The organism is Pseudomonas sp. EU05-FHT14B02, from assembly GCF_058791055.1.
On the sequence record NZ_JBYTDD010000017.1, the window covers coordinates 55938 to 72063 of the forward strand.

The window sequence follows — 16126 nt, forward strand, 5'->3', positions numbered from 1 at the left end:
CGCCGGCTTGTGCGCCTGGGGACCGCTCGGTAACTTGATTCGCGTCACTGATTGTCAGTGATCGGGTTTAGTCGCCCGGCTAGTTTTCCTCGGTTGCATCAGCGTCATCCAGTCAGGCATCCGCCTGCACTTGATGGTGGCTGTGCGCATGGCGTCTTCGGGCGCGCCGGGTTTTGGGAAACTTTACCGGTCGACTAACTTGCGCACGGCCACCACCCTTCCGTTTAGTCGCGAGATGGTTGTGGCCCTTACTGGAGAAAATTCCCATGTTCAAGGTCACACCGAATCCGCCGGACACTGATCCGACATCCTCATCAGTAAATTTTGACTCAAGCACCCCCCACGAACTCGCCGACCGCATCCCCTCGGCCGCCGACATCCGTGCCACTCCACGCAAACTGTGCACGATGTTTTTCGTCAATCCGGAACTCGATACCGAATCCCTGCTGGCCAATGCATGCGAATCACTGGCATCGGCCAACGTCATGACTATGGATCTGGCGGATCGGATGGAAGGGACAAGTCGCAATACCCTGCTGGACATTGCGCAAGTCATCATGCTGGGGGAACTAGCGGTGAATCGGGCGCTGGACCGGGTGGAGTCGGTTGGGTAGGTATCAAAGCATGTTGCCTGAACACCACTAAACCTGTAGGAGCGAGCTTGCTCGCGAAAAAACGTCAGGACAACGCGGGTATTCAGACAGCCCGCGTCATCGTTGACGTCCATCGCGAGCGGGCTCGCTCCTACAGGTTTTGCGTTCGGCCTGGTTACTTCGGTGAGTTGAGGTTCAGGGTCGGCGTTTCATCGAAGAAGTTCCACGGTTTCAACAGCACATGCACCCATTCGGTCGGCATGATCGGCCACTCTTCGGCGCGGGCGATGTGGGTGGTGCCGGTGGTCAGCCAGACCACGTCGTCGGTGTTCTCGATGGAGTGGTTGTCCTGGGTGAACTGCCCCAGGCCCGAGTCCTTGTCCGAGCGGTTCGGGTATTTGCCTTCCGGGTACTTTTCCTCCGGGTTGTATTGCGTCACCCACAGCTGCTTGTCCATGAAACTCAGGCGGTGGTAGAGCCATTCCTCCTTGCCGAAGTTGGCACCCTTGGCCACCGGGTGCGTGCCGCCGGCATAAGGGATCAGTTGATAGGAAACCGGGTTGCCGACCTTGTTCTCCTTGCTGAAGTTGGTCAGCAGGCGCACGGTCGATGGGTCGAATTTCTGCGCCGCTTGCTGTTCGGTAGTGACCACTTTGGTCTCGGTCTGCATGGTGCTGGTGCGCGGCCCGCCACGGTCATTAGGCAACACCACCGGGTTCACTTCCACCAGCGAGTTTTGCTCGCCGTCCACGTCCATATCGAGACGGAAGTTGTAGATGTGCTGGTGCGTGGTGCCGACGATGTTGTGGTCCAGCAGGGTGCCGTGGCGCGTGTCTTCCCTGGCGGTGTCTTCGTGCATGGTTTTCGATTTCACGCCTTTTACCGCTTCGATACCGGTGGCGCCGGCGTCGATGCCGATGGTGCCGTTCTGCTGGAAGACCCAGTCGAAGATGTAGTCGTAGTTGCCCACGGTGCTGATCCAGCGCACCACCAGCTCACGGCGCTCGGTGCTGAGGTTGGGCTGACCCATTTCCTGGTGTTTGTATTCGGGGCCGGCGTAGCGTTCGAACACCGCCATGGCACGCGGGATCGCAGTCGGTGCGCCAGTGTAGTCGGCGATGGTGGCGTCCAGCAGCACGGCGTTTTGCGGGGCGTCTTTGCCACGGGCAATCGGCGAGGTCAGGGTGCCCATGCCGTAATCGCCGGAGTCGAGGTAGGCCTTGAAGTACCAGCCGACGTCCGGGTCGCCGTAAGGCACGATCATGCCGCCCAGCGAGCCTTCGTACATGATTTTGCGTTTCTTGCCCTTGTCGTCGTAGGTGACGGTGGACAGGATCGGCCCGACGCGGGAATCGAGGCGAACATGGAAGTCCCAGTTCTGCCAGTGAATGCTGTTACCGCTGATGGTGTAGTTCTTGCCCTCGGGCTCGATGATTTCCAGCGGTTTGACTGCGACGCCCTGGCGTCCGCGACCGTCATACGGCGTCGGTTTCATCGGCACCGGTATGAGCGCTTCGTCTTCGATCTTGATCAGCTTCTTCTGTTCCAGGTCGACAATCGCCACCAGGCCTTCAATCGGGTGCGCCCAGTAGTTGCCGTCGCCGGTGTTGAGGTAGCTGACGATTTTCAGCAGGCGCTTGTCCTGCGCCAGGCCGTCCTTGCCGTCGAAGAAGCCGACAGTCAGCGGTGTGGCCACGACTTTTTTCACGTCGTTGATGCCGCGCTTGGCCAGGGCCTGGGCGTATTCCGGGCTGGTTTCCACAGCCGTCTGCACCGTTGCGAAGTCGTCCAGCAGCACCATGCCGTGGGCGCCTTCGATTGGCTTCCAGGACTTGAGTTCTTTCGTGTCGAGGTCGACCAGGGCTTCGATCACATGCTTGCCGTCGAGCACCACGATTGAGGCCTCACGCGGCTGGGCGACGTTTTGCCCGGTGAAGACGAAGTTCCACACCTGATCCTTCGGCGGCTCCTTGACCGAGACTTCGGTGAAGCGGAAGCCAGGCTTGTAGTTTTCCGATTTTTTGACGATGTCCACTGCCGTGGTGATTTCGGCTGCGCTCAGGGGGTTGAGCGGGTTAGGGCGGGGCTCGACGACGAAGGTCTTGTCCAGCCCGGACTGGAACACCTGGTTGATAAAGTCCTTGGACATGAACGCCGTATGGTCCTTGAACACCACCGGCACCGTCAGCTCGATACGCTTGCCGTTGAGCATCGCCACTTTGCTGTCGGGCTTGACCTTGAGGTAGACCCCGTCCTTGGCAATGGTGAACAGGTTGGCGTAATCGTCCCATTTCACCGTGGCGCCAAATTCCTCAAGACCCGCTTGCAGCGGCACCATTTCGGCGCGACTGCCGTGGGCCTGGGCATTACCCGCCCAGAACGGCAGGCCGAGGGTGCACAGGGTGATGGCCAGGGCGAGGCGGGCCTGCGGTGTTCTCTTGGGCGGTGCTTTGGGGCTGAACATGTGTGAATTCCTGGGTGAAAGCCGGGTACGGGCATTTCTGCACTTTGTTACAACCAGTCAATGGCTGCATTTGAATGCCTGCCAGATTTCTTTGGTTCCGTGCCGCCATTGAGCTTTCCTGACGAAATGCACAATGGCAAGGGGATAAAGCGCCCTGTGTGGGGCCTCAAAATAGATGAGTCATACCCACTCACAAGCACAGGGATAAATTCATCTTTTTTGTGACTTCCGAAAACAGAAATCACAAAAAAGATGAGAAAAACCTATCGAGTTCACAAAATAAATGCCTTCGGTAAAGCCTTCGGACGCCATCTATCGTCTTGAAACCGCGCGCAATTGATTTGAGGTGGGTCGCCGCTCAAGAGGCTCGCCGCATCACCGATCGACTCATTGGATGCATGGAGGGAACGGTTATTGCCGAAGCGACGGGTGACAAGAGCGCGTCGACCGGGCGCGTGCAAAGATGACTGGTGCAAAAGGGTTCTCTATTGTTGTTGAGGGATTTCTAGCAGCGCTCGGACAGCGTGCTGTTAGTACAACGACAGAGAGGAAGGGGGGATTGACGGAGGGCTCGATCCCGGACCTAAGCGCCGGGACAGAGACCAAGCAGTCCGCTCATGACGGGAAACGTCAGAGCTAGAAGGCTTTGAGTAAACAGTAACGAACGAGGGCCCGTTCGACGCTCTGCTTACCTCTCAGGACCAGACCAATGGCGACAGTCTGATCCGCCTCGAAGATCTCGTAGAAGACGCGGTAACCATCTGTATTAAGTTCACGATATTGCATGACACCCAGCTCGCTCAACTGAGGGCTGACGGGATAACCGTAGGGGGTGGGCACGAGTTTATTTGTAATGATGTCAACGACGGAATCAACCCGCTGGTAAGCAGATTGCAATCCGTGATAATCAGCCAGATATTCGATCTGGTCTTCGATGCTTTGCTGAGCGATTTCGGTGTAACGAACGGTGAACTTGGTCATTTAGACTCCTATATTATTTGTGGGAAAACCTCCTGCTCAAACGGGCTTTCAGCTCATCAGTAGAACAATGCTTGCCTTGGGCATACTCGCGAGAACTGATTGCGAGCATTTTCACAAGGGCGACTGCTTCGTCACGGCGCTTATGGTCAACATAAGACTCCACAACATAGGCAGGAACACCGTTTTGCGTGACGACCATTGGCTCATCTAATGGCAGGTCGGATGCGTGTTTTTTCAAAAAACTTATTGTTTCGACTCGCATGAGTGGAAACCCTCCTTTGTGACGTTCGTCTCGGACGCCAACTAACTCTGATGGTTCTGTTTTAACGTGGCTCAGAACCTTCCGGGCGAAATTGCCCAACGCCAACCACCATACACCAAATTCAGACTAAAACAAGACCGATATTGATCTTCATTTTATTTGTGTAGTCAAGGTTTATTTTGTTTCCAGGCTCTCGGGGGGTTCTGACACCGAAAACGAGAAAAGCCCTGCAAGCGTAAACCTGCAGGGCTTCTCGGTCAGGCTGACCATTTCATTAAGCCCGCTCGCGCGGGCCTTTCTTTTAGCGTGGTGGACCAACCATTCGGAAGGTTCACCAAGCCAACTATTTGTGAAAATGAGCAGCTATTCTGTGAACCTGCACCCGGTGTGGGGTCGCAAACCATTGCTTCGAGTTAATAGGAAGCATTACTATTAACGCCCGTCTCCACAGCGCACCGCAATGACCCTCAAGCTGCCCCGCAGACACGGCTTTTTCGAGCATTACGAAGAGTTGGTTGGCACTTGGACCCGTCGTCTGAGGAATCGTCAGCAGGCCGAGGATCTGGCCCACGATACCTTCGTGCGGGTGCTTGAGTCCGATTCGGCGGTAGTGCAGCAGCCCCGGGCGTATTTGCACCAGACCGCGCGCAACATCGCCGTGGATGGTTATCGGCGTGAGGACCGGCGGGGCGCCATGGAGTCAGAGGCGATCGATCTCAGTGAGTCGCCGACCGGCGACCCGGAGCATTTCATGCACGCGATCCAGCTGGCGGATTCCATCGAACGGGCGCTCACCGAGCTGCCGGTCAACTGCCGCAAGGTGTTTGTCTGGCAGAAAATCGAGGGCCTGACCCAGGCCGAAATCGCCGAACGCCTGGGGCTGTCCAAGAACATGGTGGAAAAGTATATGATCCGCACGCTTCGGCATCTGCGCGATCGCCTGGACGGGTTGCAGTCATGACCGGCCGCGCCTTCTCCTCCCCAGCCAAGCAGGAACTTCCATGATGGATACTCGTGATTGTGCGTGCGGGCAAACAGCGGTTCGCGATGACGCGGCGCAGTGGTTTGTGCGTTTGCAGGAGCCTGTTGTCGATGTCGAAGTGCGGCGTCAGTTTCAACTCTGGCTGGAGCAGCACCCCCAGCACCGCAACGAATTCGAAGTGCTCCAAGGCTTGTGGAGCGCCGCCGACCTGCTACCGACGGCGCGCTTGCGGGCCCTGTGTGAAACCCCGTCAGCCCTGAAAAAACGTCGTCCCGTGCTGCGTTACGCGGTGGCTGCCAGCGTATTGGCGGTAGCGCTCGGCCTGGGTTTGTTCAGCAGCCTGAATCATCCGGCGCCTTATACCGCCGAGTTTTCAACGGCCCTGAATGAGCGACGCCAAGTGGCGTTGCCCGATGGCTCGGTGGTCGATCTGGACAGCCGCAGCCGGATTCAGGTGCGCTTTGAAAAGGATAGCCGCAACGTTGAGCTGAGCGAAGGCGAAGCGATGTTCAGCGTCGAGCATGACACTGGCCGGCCTTTCGTGGTCGCGGCGGGCGGCGGCAAGGTCACGGTCACTGGCACCCGTTTCGATGTGCGTCGCGGCGCCAGCGAAACCCGGGTGGTGGTGGAGCAGGGCAGCGTCAAGGTTCAAGGTCGCGACGCCGCCGATAACGATTTCATCAATCTGACGGCTGGCCTTGGCACCCACGTCGATGCTCAAGGCAAAGTTGCCGCCGCCTATGTCGTCAACCCGGCGGAAATGACCGCCTGGCGCAACGGCAAACTGGTGTTCAACAATGCCAGCCTGGCCGATGTCGCCGAGCAGGTCTCGCGCTATCGCGAGAAGCCACTCAAGGTCGCCAGTGCCGCGGTGGGCGATCTGCGCCTGACCAGCGTGTTCAAATCCGACAACACCGACGCGCTGCTCAAAGTCTTGCCGAGCATCCTCCCCGTGGCCGTGCGCACCCTTGGCGATGGCAGTCAGGAAATAATTTCAAAATAAAATTCAGGTTTTTTTCGAGTTCATCGTCTTCCTGTTCAACTGCAACTGGTTTGCATTAACAAACGCACACTCTTGCGATCCACAGGATTACGTTCGACGTGAAAATCTCCATCGCTAAAAACAACAAACTCCCCTGGTTGCCGCTGGCCCTCGCGCTGGCGGTCAACGTTGCGCTGCCCCAAGCCTTTGCCGCCGATGGCATCCGCATCCCGGCGCAACCCTTGGGACGAGCCCTGAGTCAGTTGGGCCAGCAAACCTCGCTTCAGGTGTTCTTCAGCCCTGAACTGGTCGCCGGCAAGCAGGCTCCGGCGGTGGATGGCAACCTTTCCCCGGAAGACGCGCTGCGCCAGTTGCTGCAAGGCAGCGGCCTGCAATACCAGATCGATGAAGGTTCGGTGACGTTGATGCCGGCGCCCGCTTCGGCGACCAACGGCCCACTGGAACTGGGCGTGACTGACATCAAGGTGGTCGGTAACTGGCTCGGCGACGCCGATGCCGCTGTGGTGCAGAACCACCCCGGGGCACGAACCGTGATCCGCCGCGAAGCCATGGTCGAGCAGGGCGCGATGAACGTCGGCGACGTACTCAAACGTGTTCCGGGCGTGCAGGTGCAGGACGCCAACGGTACCGGTGGCAGCGACATTTCCCTCAACGTCGGCGTGCGCGGCCTGACTTCGCGCCTGTCGCCTCGCTCCACCGTGCTGATCGACGGCATCCCGGCGGCGTTCGCGCCTTACGGTCAGCCGCAACTGTCCATGGCGCCGATTTCCTCGGGCAACCTCGACAGCATCGACGTGGTGCGCGGTGCCGGTTCCGTACGCTACGGACCACAGAACGTGGGCGGCGTGATCAACTTCGTGACCCGCGCGATCCCGGAACAGGCCTCCGCGGAAATCGGCACCACCCTGGAAACCTCACAGCACGGTGGCTGGAAGCACATCGACACCGCGTTCATGGGCGGCACCGCCGACAACGGCATGGGCGTGGCGCTGTTGTATTCCGGCGTGAACGGCAACGGTTACCGTGAAAGCAACAACGGTAACGACATCGACGACGTGATCCTCAAGACCCATTGGGCGCCGACCGATGTCGACGATTTCAGCCTCAACTTTCACTACTACGATGCCAAGGCCGACATGCCCGGTGGCCTGAACCAGGCGCAGTACGAAGCCGACCCGTTCCAGTCCGTGCGCGACCACGACAACTTCAGCGGTCGCCGCAAGGATGTGTCGTTCAAGTGGCTGCGGCAGATCGACGATCGCACCCAGGCCGAAGTGCTGACTTACTACACCGACAGTTTCCGTGGCAGCACCATTGCCTCCCGTGACCTGAGCACACTCAACTCCTATCCGCGCAGCTACTACACCTTCGGTATCGAACCACGGGTGTCCCATGTGTTTGATGTCGGCCCGACCACCCAGGAAGTCAGCGTCGGTTATCGCTACCTGAAAGAGGCCATGCACGAGGAGGCCAGTCGTGTGGCACTGGTCAACAATGAGCCGGTCGTGCGTCCGGGGGCGGACGGCCATGTCTATCAGGACCGCACCGGTGGAACCGAGGCCAATTCGGTCTACGTCGACAACAAGATTGACGTTGGCAACTGGACTGTCACGCCAGGCATTCGCTTCGAGCACATCAGCACCGACTGGCACGACCGTCCGGTACTCGATAACGCCGGTAAACGGGTGCCGGAGAAAAAACGCAGCATCGAAAGCAACGAGCCGCTGCCGGCCCTGAGCGTGATGTATCACATGTCCGATGCCTGGAAACTGTTCGCCAACTACGAAACCTCATTCGGCGCGCTGCAGTATTTCCAATTGGGTCAAGGCGGTATCGGTGACGAGCCCGCCAACGGCCTGGAGCCGGAAAAGGCCAAGACCTACGAAATCGGTACGCGCTACAACGATGACGTGTGGGGCGGTGAAGTGACGCTGTTCTACATCGACTTCGACGACGAACTGCAATACATCAGCAACGATGTGGGCTGGACCAACCTCGGCGCGACCAAGCACCAGGGTATCGAAACGTCGGTGCACTACGATCTGGCCGCGCTGGACCCACGCCTTGACGGCCTGACCGCGAACGCCGGCTTCACCTACACCCGTGCCACCTACGAAGGTGAAATCCCGGGCTTCAAGGGCCGTGACCTGCCGTTCTACTCCCGTCAGGTGGCCACTGCCGGCTTGCGTTACGACATCAACCGCTGGACCTGGAATCTCGATGCGTTCGCCCAGTCCAAACAGCGCTCGCCGGGCACCGGCGTGAACGCCGATGGCAGCTTCAACGGCGACTACATCACTGAAGGCACCGCCGACGGCCAGTTCGGTGACATCCCGGGTTACGTGACCTGGAACATGCGTGGCGGCTATGACTTCGGCCCGCAGGTGTCGAACCTGAAACTGGGGGCGGGGGTGAAGAACATCTTCGACAAGCAGTATTTCACCCGTTCCAGCGACAACAACTCGGGTATGTACGTCGGTGCGCCGCGCACGTTCTTTGTGCAGGCCAGTGTCGGGTTCTGATAGACCTGTGGCGAGGGGGCAAGCCCCCTCGCCACAATTCAGACTTTCAACACTCTCCCGCCAACGGCAACCGCCACCAGCAATACCGCCATCAAGGCAAAGGCAAAACTCAAACTGCTGCCATGGGCGACGAAGCCGATGACGGCAGGGCCTGCCAGGATGCCCGCATAACCCAGGGTGGTAATGGCCGGCACGGCGATGCTTTCGGGCATGACCGTCTGCTTGCCGACTGCCGTGTACAGCACTGGCACAATGTTCGAGCAACCGGCCCCCAGCAACGCATAACCCACCAGCGCCGCCTCCCAGCTCGGTGCGAACGTTGCCAGAAACAAACCTGCGGCGGCGGTCAGCCCGCCGGACACAATCACCCGCGTCGCGCCCAACCGCCGTACGATTTTGTCGCCGGTCAAACGCCCGGCCGTCATGGTCAAGGCAAACGCCGCGTAACCGAGCCCCGCATACGCTGTGTCGATGCCACGTTCCTGTGTCAGGAACACAGCGCTCCAGTCCAGCGCAGCGCCTTCGGCGAGGAACACAATGAAGCACATGCCGCCAATGAACAGGACGATGCCATGGGGCACGGCAAACGCCGGCCCCGAACTCTCACTGCCGTAGGGCAGCAGATGCGGCACGGCCTTGGCCAGCGCGATCAGCAGCAACACGATCACCACCAGCGTGGCCCCCAGAGGTGAGATCCCCAGGCCAAGCAATCCGCTGACGCCTGCCGCGCCGACAATCCCGCCCAGGCTGAACAGGCCATGGAACCCCGACATCATGTTTTTGCCGCTGGCGCGCTCGACGATCACCGCTTGCAGGTTGACCGTTGAATCCACTGTGCCCAGCCCCGCGCCGAACATGAACAGTGCGGCGATCAGCGCCGGAATCGACGACACCGTCGCCAGCAGCGGCAGGGCGGCACAGATCAGCAGGGTCCCGCCGGTCGTTACCCGCCGGCAGCCGAAACGTGTGGACAGGATCCCGGCCAGCGGCATCGCCAGGATCGAACCTACCCCCAGGCACAGCAGCAACAATCCCAGTGTGCCTTCATCCAGTCCGGCCCGGGCCTTGGCATAGGGCACCAGCGGTGCCCACGCGGCGATGCCGACTCCGGCGATGAAAAAGGCGATGCGCGTGGACATCTGTTCCAGGCGCCCGGGAACGAAGGTGGTTTGGCTGTTGAGGCTGGTCATAACAATCCTTGGCAAAAAGCGTCGCGTCCTCAACGGACAGTGATCGGCCTATGAGGGTTCGATCAGTGCCCGGAAAGTTTTACGGTCAAACAGGGCGATATGGTTGCACAGCGCCAGTGTTTTTCGCGATATGTTGAGCCATTCCAATGACACACGGAGGGCGCCATGGCGCAGAGGTACGATGCACGGGGCAATATTTACATCGTGGTAGCGCCCGAAGAACTGCGCCGTCAGGGCATCGACCTGCCCGACCAGGCCAGCCAGGCAGCGCAAACCCTTGAGGCCTGGGCGCTAGCCGCGATTGAGGCTTGCTGCAGTTGGGCTCCAGGCACTCAACCGCCCGGCAGCAAGGATCATCGCAGCGACGGTTTGCTGGTCGGACCGTTTCAGTCGTCGTCTCCCTTCGATCTGCTGATCGTCAACACCGATGGCACGCTGGCCGAGCGCAGCGGCAACGGGCTGACGATTTTTTCCCAGGCCCTCAGCGATCAAGGGCTGTTGCCGCAGAACGAAGCCTGTCTGCTCAGGGTTCACCACGACAAGGCTGATTCGCCTTCGCCGGGGCAGACTTCAGTGAAAGCCGCAGAGGTCGGGGGCGTGAAGGGTTTTTGGCTCGATCTGGGCCAGCCGGGATTCGGGCCGTCGGCGGTCAGTGCTCACGGGGTTGAAGCGGCGATGTTCAATGGTCGTGAACTCAGTCACGTTGAACAATTGTCGGCACTCAATAGTGCATGGTCGCACAGTCAGTTCGCGCGGGTCGGCAATCCCCATTGCGTGACGCTGGTGGAAAGTGCCGAGGATCTGCCGAGCAACGAGCAGATGCGCGAGCCGGCACTGGGTGAGGGGCTGACGCGAATCGCCTACGCCATGCCGGTCGGCGCAGGCCAGCCTTGTCCGGCGGGAATCAACCTGCAATGGGCAATGCGGGTGTCCGAAGGACACATCGCCGCGCGGGTATTCGAGCGAGGTGAGGGGCCGACGGCGTCGTCGGGGACCAGCGCCAGTGCAGTGGCCTGCGCGGCGTGGCGGGCAGGTTGGGTCAGCGCCGGGGAGGTGAAGGTGACGATGCCGGGTGGCACGGCGCCGATCTTGCTGGCGGAAGAGTTGGGGGAGTTGAGTCGGGTCAGTCTGTTTGGTACGGCTCGGTTAATTGATTGACTTCAAAATAGCTTTCGCGAGCAAGCTCGCTCCCACAGTGTTTTATGTCGTTCACAAAACCTGTAGGAGCGAGCCTGCTCGCGATGGGGCCAGTCCAGTCAGCGCAAGTTTCAGCTCAGCCCACTGAACTCTACCACCGGCATCGTCCGCTTCATCAACACCTTGCCATCGCGCACCGAGTACAGCGGCAACCCCTGGCTGCGGATGACCTCGTAGTCACTCTCCGCCGACAGAATCAGCAGGTTCGCCGGCCGCCCACGCTCCAGGCCATAGCGATCGCCGAGGTTCATGGCTCGGGCGCTATTGTCCGTCACCAGGTCCAGCGCACTTTGCAGGTTTCGATAACCGAGCATGTGGCAGATGTGCAGGCCGGCTTCGAGTACCCGCAGAATGTTGCCGTTGCCCAGCGGATACCACGGATCGACGATGGAGTCCTGGCCGAAGCACACGTTCATGCCTGCTTCCAGCAACTCATTGACCCGGGTCACGCCCCGGCGTTTCGGGAAACTGTCGAAGCGACCTTGCAAGTGGATGCTTTCGGTGGGGCAGGAGACAAAGCTGATCCCCGAATGCCCGAGCAAGCGAAACAGTTTGGCGCAGTAGGCGTTGTCGTAGGAACCCATGGCCGTGGTGTGGCTGGCCGTGACCCGCGAACCCATGTCGCGGCTGCGGGCCTCTTCGGCGAGCACTTCGAGAAAGCGTGAATGCGGGTCGTCGGTTTCGTCGCAATGCACATCCACCAGGCAACCGCTGCGTTCGGCCAGGTCCATGAGAAACTTCACCGAGCTGACGCCCTGATCGCGGGTGTATTCGAAATGCGGAATGCCACCTACCACGTCGGCGCCCATGCGGATCGCTTCTTCCATCAATTCGCGACCATTGCGGTAGGACTCGATGCCTTCCTGGGGGAATGCGACGATTTGCAGGTCGACCAGGTGCCGGCTTTCCTCGCGTACTTCGAGCATCGCCTTGAGCGCGGTCAGTTGCGGGTCGGTGACGTCGACGTGTGTGCGCACATGCTGGATGCCGTGGGCGGCGAGGGCCTGGATGGTTTTCTTTGCCCGGGCCTTGGTGTCTTCCTGGGTGATGGTTGCCTTGCGTTCGCCCCAGCACTCGATGCCTTCGAACAGCGTGCCGCTCATGTTCCAGCGCGGCTCGCCAGCGGTCAGGGTTGCGTCGAGGTGGATGTGCGGCTCGACAAAAGGCGGCACCACCAGGTTGCCGCCGGCATCCAGATCGTCAGGGCCCAGGGTCGGGGCTTCGATCTGGCGGCCGATGCTGCTGATCAGGCCGTTTTCCAGGTTCAACTCATGCAGGCCTTCCTGGTTGCGCAGACGGGCATTGATGATGTGCATCGGGCAGATCCTTTTGGCGAATCGTTTAGGCAATGCTCTTACGTTAGCTCGCCAGCGGCGATTCCCGCCAGTGACGTTGATCACCACCGTTCAAATGTGGGAGCGGCGGTGCGGCGATCCGACTTGCTCGCGAAGACGGTGTGTCAGCTACATAGATGCTGGATGTACTGCTGCTTTCGCGAGCAAGCCCGCTCCCACAGGGGATTGGGTTTGTTCTGGAGGATTACTGCAGGGGCAAAAACCGCAGCAGCGCCGCGACTACCGCTTCGGGCGCGTCTTCCTGAACCAGATGACCGGCGTTGGGAATCGGATAAAACTGCGATCCGGGAATCATCTGCTGCAAGGCCCGCCCGCGTTCGATGGGAATCCACTGGTCATCTTCACCCCAGAGAATCTGCACCGGGCAGCGAATCGTCGGGTACAGGCCCTCGACCTCGCAGGTATAGCGCTCGTTCATCTGCGCGATTTGCCGGTAGAACGCCGCTTGCCCCGGCTCTCCCAGCCACGGCTGAACATAGGGGGCGAGTTCGTGGTCCGGGATTTTCCGCTTGATCGCCCCGCGGATGTAAGTCGGCACAATCGCTTGCTGGATGTAATCGGGCAGCCCGCTGAAGGCGGCTTCATGCTGGCGCACATGCTGCACGAACGGCGACCCCCAAGGCGTGAGCGCCACCGGGTCGATCAGTGTCAGGCTGCGGTAATTCTTGCCGTTGAGCAGGTGCGCGCGCAGCGCTGTGGCACCACCAAAGTCATGGGCTACCACGTCGGGGCGATCCAGGCCCCAATGGTCCAGCAACTGCGTCAGCAATTCGTTCTGCACACCCAGGGACACGTCACCATCAACTTTCTCGGATTGCCCGTAGCCCAGCAAATCGAAATAGTGCACCCGGTGCGTGGTGATGAAGTGCGGGGCAATCCGGTGCCAGACATAAGAGGAGAAGGGCGTGCCATGCACGAACACCAGCGGCGGGCCGTCGCCGCGCACGGCGTAGCGCACGGAGTGCCCTTTGAAGCGATAGGTCTGGGGCAGTGGCCAGTCAGTCATAGGTGAGTCCTCTTGGCGGGTGCGAGGCAAAAAGCATAGGCATAAAAAAACAGCCGATAAAGGCTGTTTTCCATGTCATTGACAAACTGTAGGAGCGAGCTTGCTCGCGATAGGCGTCAACGATAAGGCGCGGCATCTGGCAGCCCGTGGGGCTCTGGCGTCCATCGCGAGCGAGCTCGCTCCTACAGTGGGCAGTGTTTTTATTCGCCGCGATAGATGCAACCGCTGGTACAGGTCTCGTGGATGCGGATCGCGCTGAGTTCCGGCAGCAAAGGCTTCAATTCCTGCCAGATAAACTTGGCCAACACTTCACTGGTCGGGTTTTCCAGGCCAGGAATGTCGTTCAGGTAGTTGTGGTCCAGGCGCTCGTACAGCGGCTTGAAGATCTCTTTGATTTCCGAGAAGTCGCGGATCCAGCCGGTGTGCGGGTCGAGGTCGCCGCTCAGGTGGATTGCCACTTTGAACGAGTGACCATGCAGGCGCCCGCACTTGTGGCCGTCCGGTACGTGGGGCAGGCGGTGGGCGGATTCGAAGGTAAACTCTTTGAAAATTTCCACAGTATCTTCAGCTCTGTTCAGGTGGCGTTCGCCGCAGCGATTCGGGCAGGTGGCGAGTTTACCAGTTTGTCCTGACTAAAGGGTCAGCAAGCGCTCGCCCAGGCGACCGTTGGCGGCCAGTTCGAGGAATTCGTCGCCCAGGCGGCGGCTTTCGTCCATGGTCGTGCGCCAGTATTTCTGCCGGCTCGGGGCATCGCCCATGAAACGCTTGAAGTCGTTACGGTCCGGCAGTTTGCCGTAGGGCAGGCGCGCCAGGTACTCCTTCGACGGCGCCAGCAACAGCACGTTCTGCAAGCGAGCCGGGCAGGCGCGGCGCCATGGCAGGGTTTTGTCGAACCAACCGGGAATCACCCGGTCGGTGAAATGCGGGTAAAGCACGATGTCGTTGCCGCTGTAGGGCAGGTCCAGGTGGTAATCCAGCAGACCGCCGTCGCGGAAGGTACCGGCGCCGGCGCCCGGCAGATCGCGCACGCCTTGCATCACCATCGGGATCGAGCCCGATGCCAGCAGGGCCTGGCGCAAATTGCCGGCATTGAGGGCGACGAAGCGCGACGGGAAGTCATTCAAGGCATTGACTGGCGGCGCCAGGCGCGGGTCGTGGATGATCAGGCGTTCGAAGTGTCGTGCCAGCCGCGCCCGGCCGCGCAGGTTGTCGGCGATGACCGACGACAGGCCCAGCCCGAGGCGGCCGCGATGATCGTCAGCCAGCAGGCCGTGGCTTTTGACCACCATGATGTTCAGGCGGTAATGGTTGTTGTCGAGGATCGAGGCATCGCGCCCGTCGAGCAGGTCATTGAGCATGCGCTGTGAGCTCTGGCTGATCTGCGCCATGGTCACGCCCTTGGCAAAGTCTTGCTCGGTGTACAACTGCCCGAGACGCCGGATGCCTTCGGCGGCGTCCGGCAGGCAGGCGCTGGCGAAGCGCCAGGAACCCACCGATGCGCCAATCAGCGAGCGTTCCCGCGGTGCCGCCGGCAGCCACTCGCCGAACAGCGCCAGGTCCAGACCTTGAATCCCCAGTGCCTTCGGACCGCCAGCCGCGCCAGGCAAGGTGCCGACGTCGGCGGCGTTCAAGCCGCTTTCACGAATGCGCGCAAAGGCACCTGGACCGGCCTTGAGGGTCAGGGAAGGGAACTTGATGTGGATGGCGGTCATTAAAGTCTCGAAGTCTGTTCAGCGGGCAGATTATGTGGGAGCGGGCTTGCTCGCGAAAGCGGTGTGACCGTCAACACATTGATGGCGATTGACACGGCCTCTTCGCGAGCCAGCCCACTCCCACAGGGCATTTGCGGTGTTGCCAATGATGGCAATTCAGTTTCAATTAAGTTCATCCGGTTAAGGTGGCGCCCACAGGCAGCACCTGAAGAAATACGGAGACACCCATGAAAACCCTGACCACCCTGTTCACCGCGTCGATCCTCGGCATGACCGCAAGCCTCGCCCACGCCCGGGAACTTGGCCCGGATGAAGCGCTGAGATTGCGCGACGCTGGTACCATTGTGTCGTTCGAGACACTCAATGCCAACGCGGTGGCCAGGCATCCGGGTTCCACCGTCAGTGAAACCGAGCTGGAACAGCGTTATGGCAAATACCTGTACAAGGTCGAGCTGCGCGATCCTCAGGGCATCGACTGGGATGTGGAATTAGACGCTGTCAGCGGGCAGGTTCTCAAGGATCATCAGGATTCGTAATGAAGGTGTTTTTGTTCAAGCGATGCACCGGTAGCCGGATGGCGCTGTTGCTTCTGGCATTTTGCTCGGCAGTGTTGGCCCGCGACCTGGATCAGGATGAAGCCCTGCGCCTGCGTCAACAGGGCGTGATCCTGCCGCTGGAGCAACTGCTGCTGCAGGCAATGGATCGCTATCCCGGCTCGAAACTGCTGGAAGCCGAGCTCGAAGAAAAACACGACGTCTACATTTATGAAGTCGAGTTGCTGACCCCTGAAGGCGTGGTCCGCGAACTGGGTATCGATGCCACCAAGGGCCACCTATTGAAAGACAAGGAAGACTGATCC

At 60.1% G+C, this 16126-nt stretch carries 15 protein-coding genes; 7 read left to right on the plus strand and 8 right to left on the minus strand.

Features of this window, described 5'->3' with window-relative positions; translation table 11 throughout:
- Window positions 1-266: 266 nt before the first annotated feature.
- On the plus strand, window positions 267-614 hold the full coding sequence (locus tag AC3WTM_RS16795; RefSeq protein WP_102671812.1) for a DUF6124 family protein: 348 nt from the start codon (window positions 267-269) through the stop codon (window positions 612-614).
- Window positions 615-768: 154 nt separating this feature from the next.
- Here AC3WTM_RS16795 and tynA read toward each other — a convergent pair whose 3' ends face one another.
- The 3 genes from tynA to AC3WTM_RS16810 form a co-directional block, all read right to left on the minus strand.
- Window positions 769-3057, minus strand: coding sequence for a primary-amine oxidase (gene tynA / locus AC3WTM_RS16800; protein ID WP_102671813.1), 2289 nt, complete (start codon window positions 3055-3057; stop codon window positions 769-771).
- A gap of 636 nt (window positions 3058-3693) precedes the next feature.
- Window positions 3694-4038, minus strand: a complete 345-nt coding sequence (locus AC3WTM_RS16805) for a type II toxin-antitoxin system RelE/ParE family toxin (RefSeq protein ID WP_102671814.1) — start codon at window positions 4036-4038, stop codon at window positions 3694-3696.
- 13 nt (window positions 4039-4051) lie between these two features.
- Window positions 4052-4300 carry a type II toxin-antitoxin system Phd/YefM family antitoxin gene (locus tag AC3WTM_RS16810; RefSeq protein WP_102671815.1) on the minus strand — a complete coding sequence of 83 codons (249 nt, stop codon included), beginning with the start codon at window positions 4298-4300 and terminating at the stop codon, window positions 4052-4054.
- Between the two features lie 460 nt (window positions 4301-4760).
- Between AC3WTM_RS16810 and AC3WTM_RS16815 the strand changes: the two genes are divergently transcribed.
- The 3 genes from AC3WTM_RS16815 (at window position 4761) to AC3WTM_RS16825 (ending at window position 8807) form a co-directional block, all read left to right on the plus strand.
- On the plus strand, window positions 4761-5261 hold the full coding sequence (locus AC3WTM_RS16815; RefSeq protein ID WP_057713991.1) for a sigma-70 family RNA polymerase sigma factor: 501 nt from the start codon (window positions 4761-4763) through the stop codon (window positions 5259-5261).
- A 40-nt stretch (window positions 5262-5301) separates the two neighbouring features.
- Complete coding sequence (locus AC3WTM_RS16820; RefSeq protein ID WP_102671816.1) at window positions 5302-6285, plus strand: FecR family protein; 984 nt, start codon at window positions 5302-5304, stop codon at window positions 6283-6285.
- 98 nt (window positions 6286-6383) lie between these two features.
- Entirely contained in the window at window positions 6384-8807 is a 2424-nt protein-coding gene (locus AC3WTM_RS16825) for a TonB-dependent siderophore receptor (RefSeq protein WP_102671817.1), read from the plus strand.
- A gap of 38 nt (window positions 8808-8845) precedes the next feature.
- Here the strand turns inward: AC3WTM_RS16825 and AC3WTM_RS16830 are convergent, their stop codons facing one another.
- Window positions 8846-9997, minus strand: a complete 1152-nt coding sequence (locus AC3WTM_RS16830; protein ID WP_102671818.1) for an MFS transporter — start codon at window positions 9995-9997, stop codon at window positions 8846-8848.
- 165 nt (window positions 9998-10162) lie between these two features.
- Here AC3WTM_RS16830 and AC3WTM_RS16835 point away from each other — a divergent pair, with 165 nt between their 5' ends.
- Complete coding sequence (locus AC3WTM_RS16835) at window positions 10163-11155, plus strand: diaminopimelate epimerase (protein ID WP_102671819.1); 993 nt, start codon at window positions 10163-10165, stop codon at window positions 11153-11155.
- Between the two features lie 110 nt (window positions 11156-11265).
- Here AC3WTM_RS16835 and codA read toward each other — a convergent pair whose 3' ends face one another.
- The 4 genes from codA to AC3WTM_RS16855 all read right to left on the minus strand — a co-directional run bounded on the left by codA (window position 11266) and on the right by AC3WTM_RS16855 (window position 15267).
- Window positions 11266-12510: a cytosine deaminase gene (codA, locus tag AC3WTM_RS16840; protein WP_102671820.1), complete on the minus strand. Its 1245-nt coding sequence runs from the start codon at window positions 12508-12510 to the stop codon at window positions 11266-11268.
- A gap of 223 nt (window positions 12511-12733) precedes the next feature.
- Window positions 12734-13555: an alpha/beta fold hydrolase gene (locus tag AC3WTM_RS16845; protein ID WP_102671821.1), complete on the minus strand. Its 822-nt coding sequence runs from the start codon at window positions 13553-13555 to the stop codon at window positions 12734-12736.
- A gap of 200 nt (window positions 13556-13755) precedes the next feature.
- The gene (gene queD / locus AC3WTM_RS16850; RefSeq protein ID WP_008021670.1) at window positions 13756-14112 is read right to left on the minus strand and encodes a 6-carboxytetrahydropterin synthase QueD; all 357 of its coding nucleotides are present in this window, start codon (window positions 14110-14112) and stop codon (window positions 13756-13758) included.
- 75 nt (window positions 14113-14187) lie between these two features.
- Entirely contained in the window at window positions 14188-15267 is a 1080-nt protein-coding gene (locus tag AC3WTM_RS16855) for a hypothetical protein (RefSeq protein WP_102671822.1), read from the minus strand.
- A gap of 227 nt (window positions 15268-15494) precedes the next feature.
- Between AC3WTM_RS16855 and AC3WTM_RS16860 the strand changes: the two genes are divergently transcribed.
- Together AC3WTM_RS16860 and AC3WTM_RS16865 are read left to right on the plus strand one after the other, a co-directional pair.
- Window positions 15495-15803 carry a PepSY domain-containing protein gene (locus AC3WTM_RS16860; RefSeq protein WP_102671823.1) on the plus strand — a complete coding sequence of 103 codons (309 nt, stop codon included), beginning with the start codon at window positions 15495-15497 and terminating at the stop codon, window positions 15801-15803.
- Window positions 15803-16123: a PepSY domain-containing protein gene (locus AC3WTM_RS16865; RefSeq protein ID WP_102671824.1), complete on the plus strand. Its 321-nt coding sequence runs from the start codon at window positions 15803-15805 to the stop codon at window positions 16121-16123. Before AC3WTM_RS16860 ends, AC3WTM_RS16865 begins: the two co-directional genes overlap by 1 nt.
- Window positions 16124-16126: the final 3 nt, after the last annotated feature.

Excerpts from the sequence above, each read along its gene's own strand:
- AC3WTM_RS16795 (WP_102671812.1), top strand. The coding sequence starts at position 267 with ATGTTCAAGGTCACACCGAATCCGCCGGACACTGATCCGACATCCTCA.
- tynA (WP_102671813.1), bottom strand. The coding sequence starts at position 3,057 with ATGTTCAGCCCCAAAGCACCGCCCAAGAGAACACCGCAGGCCCGCCTC.
- AC3WTM_RS16805 (WP_102671814.1), bottom strand. The coding sequence starts at position 4,038 with ATGACCAAGTTCACCGTTCGTTACACCGAAATCGCTCAGCAAAGCATC.
- AC3WTM_RS16810 (WP_102671815.1), bottom strand. The coding sequence starts at position 4,300 with ATGCGAGTCGAAACAATAAGTTTTTTGAAAAAACACGCATCCGACCTG.
- AC3WTM_RS16815 (WP_057713991.1), top strand. The coding sequence starts at position 4,761 with ATGACCCTCAAGCTGCCCCGCAGACACGGCTTTTTCGAGCATTACGAA.
- AC3WTM_RS16820 (WP_102671816.1), top strand. The coding sequence starts at position 5,302 with ATGATGGATACTCGTGATTGTGCGTGCGGGCAAACAGCGGTTCGCGAT.
- AC3WTM_RS16830 (WP_102671818.1), bottom strand. The coding sequence starts at position 9,997 with ATGACCAGCCTCAACAGCCAAACCACCTTCGTTCCCGGGCGCCTGGAA.
- AC3WTM_RS16835 (WP_102671819.1), top strand. The coding sequence starts at position 10,163 with ATGGCGCAGAGGTACGATGCACGGGGCAATATTTACATCGTGGTAGCG.
- codA (WP_102671820.1), bottom strand. The coding sequence starts at position 12,510 with ATGCACATCATCAATGCCCGTCTGCGCAACCAGGAAGGCCTGCATGAG.
- AC3WTM_RS16845 (WP_102671821.1), bottom strand. The coding sequence starts at position 13,555 with ATGACTGACTGGCCACTGCCCCAGACCTATCGCTTCAAAGGGCACTCC.
- AC3WTM_RS16855 (WP_102671822.1), bottom strand. The coding sequence starts at position 15,267 with ATGACCGCCATCCACATCAAGTTCCCTTCCCTGACCCTCAAGGCCGGT.
- AC3WTM_RS16860 (WP_102671823.1), top strand. The coding sequence starts at position 15,495 with ATGAAAACCCTGACCACCCTGTTCACCGCGTCGATCCTCGGCATGACC.
- AC3WTM_RS16865 (WP_102671824.1), top strand. The coding sequence starts at position 15,803 with ATGAAGGTGTTTTTGTTCAAGCGATGCACCGGTAGCCGGATGGCGCTG.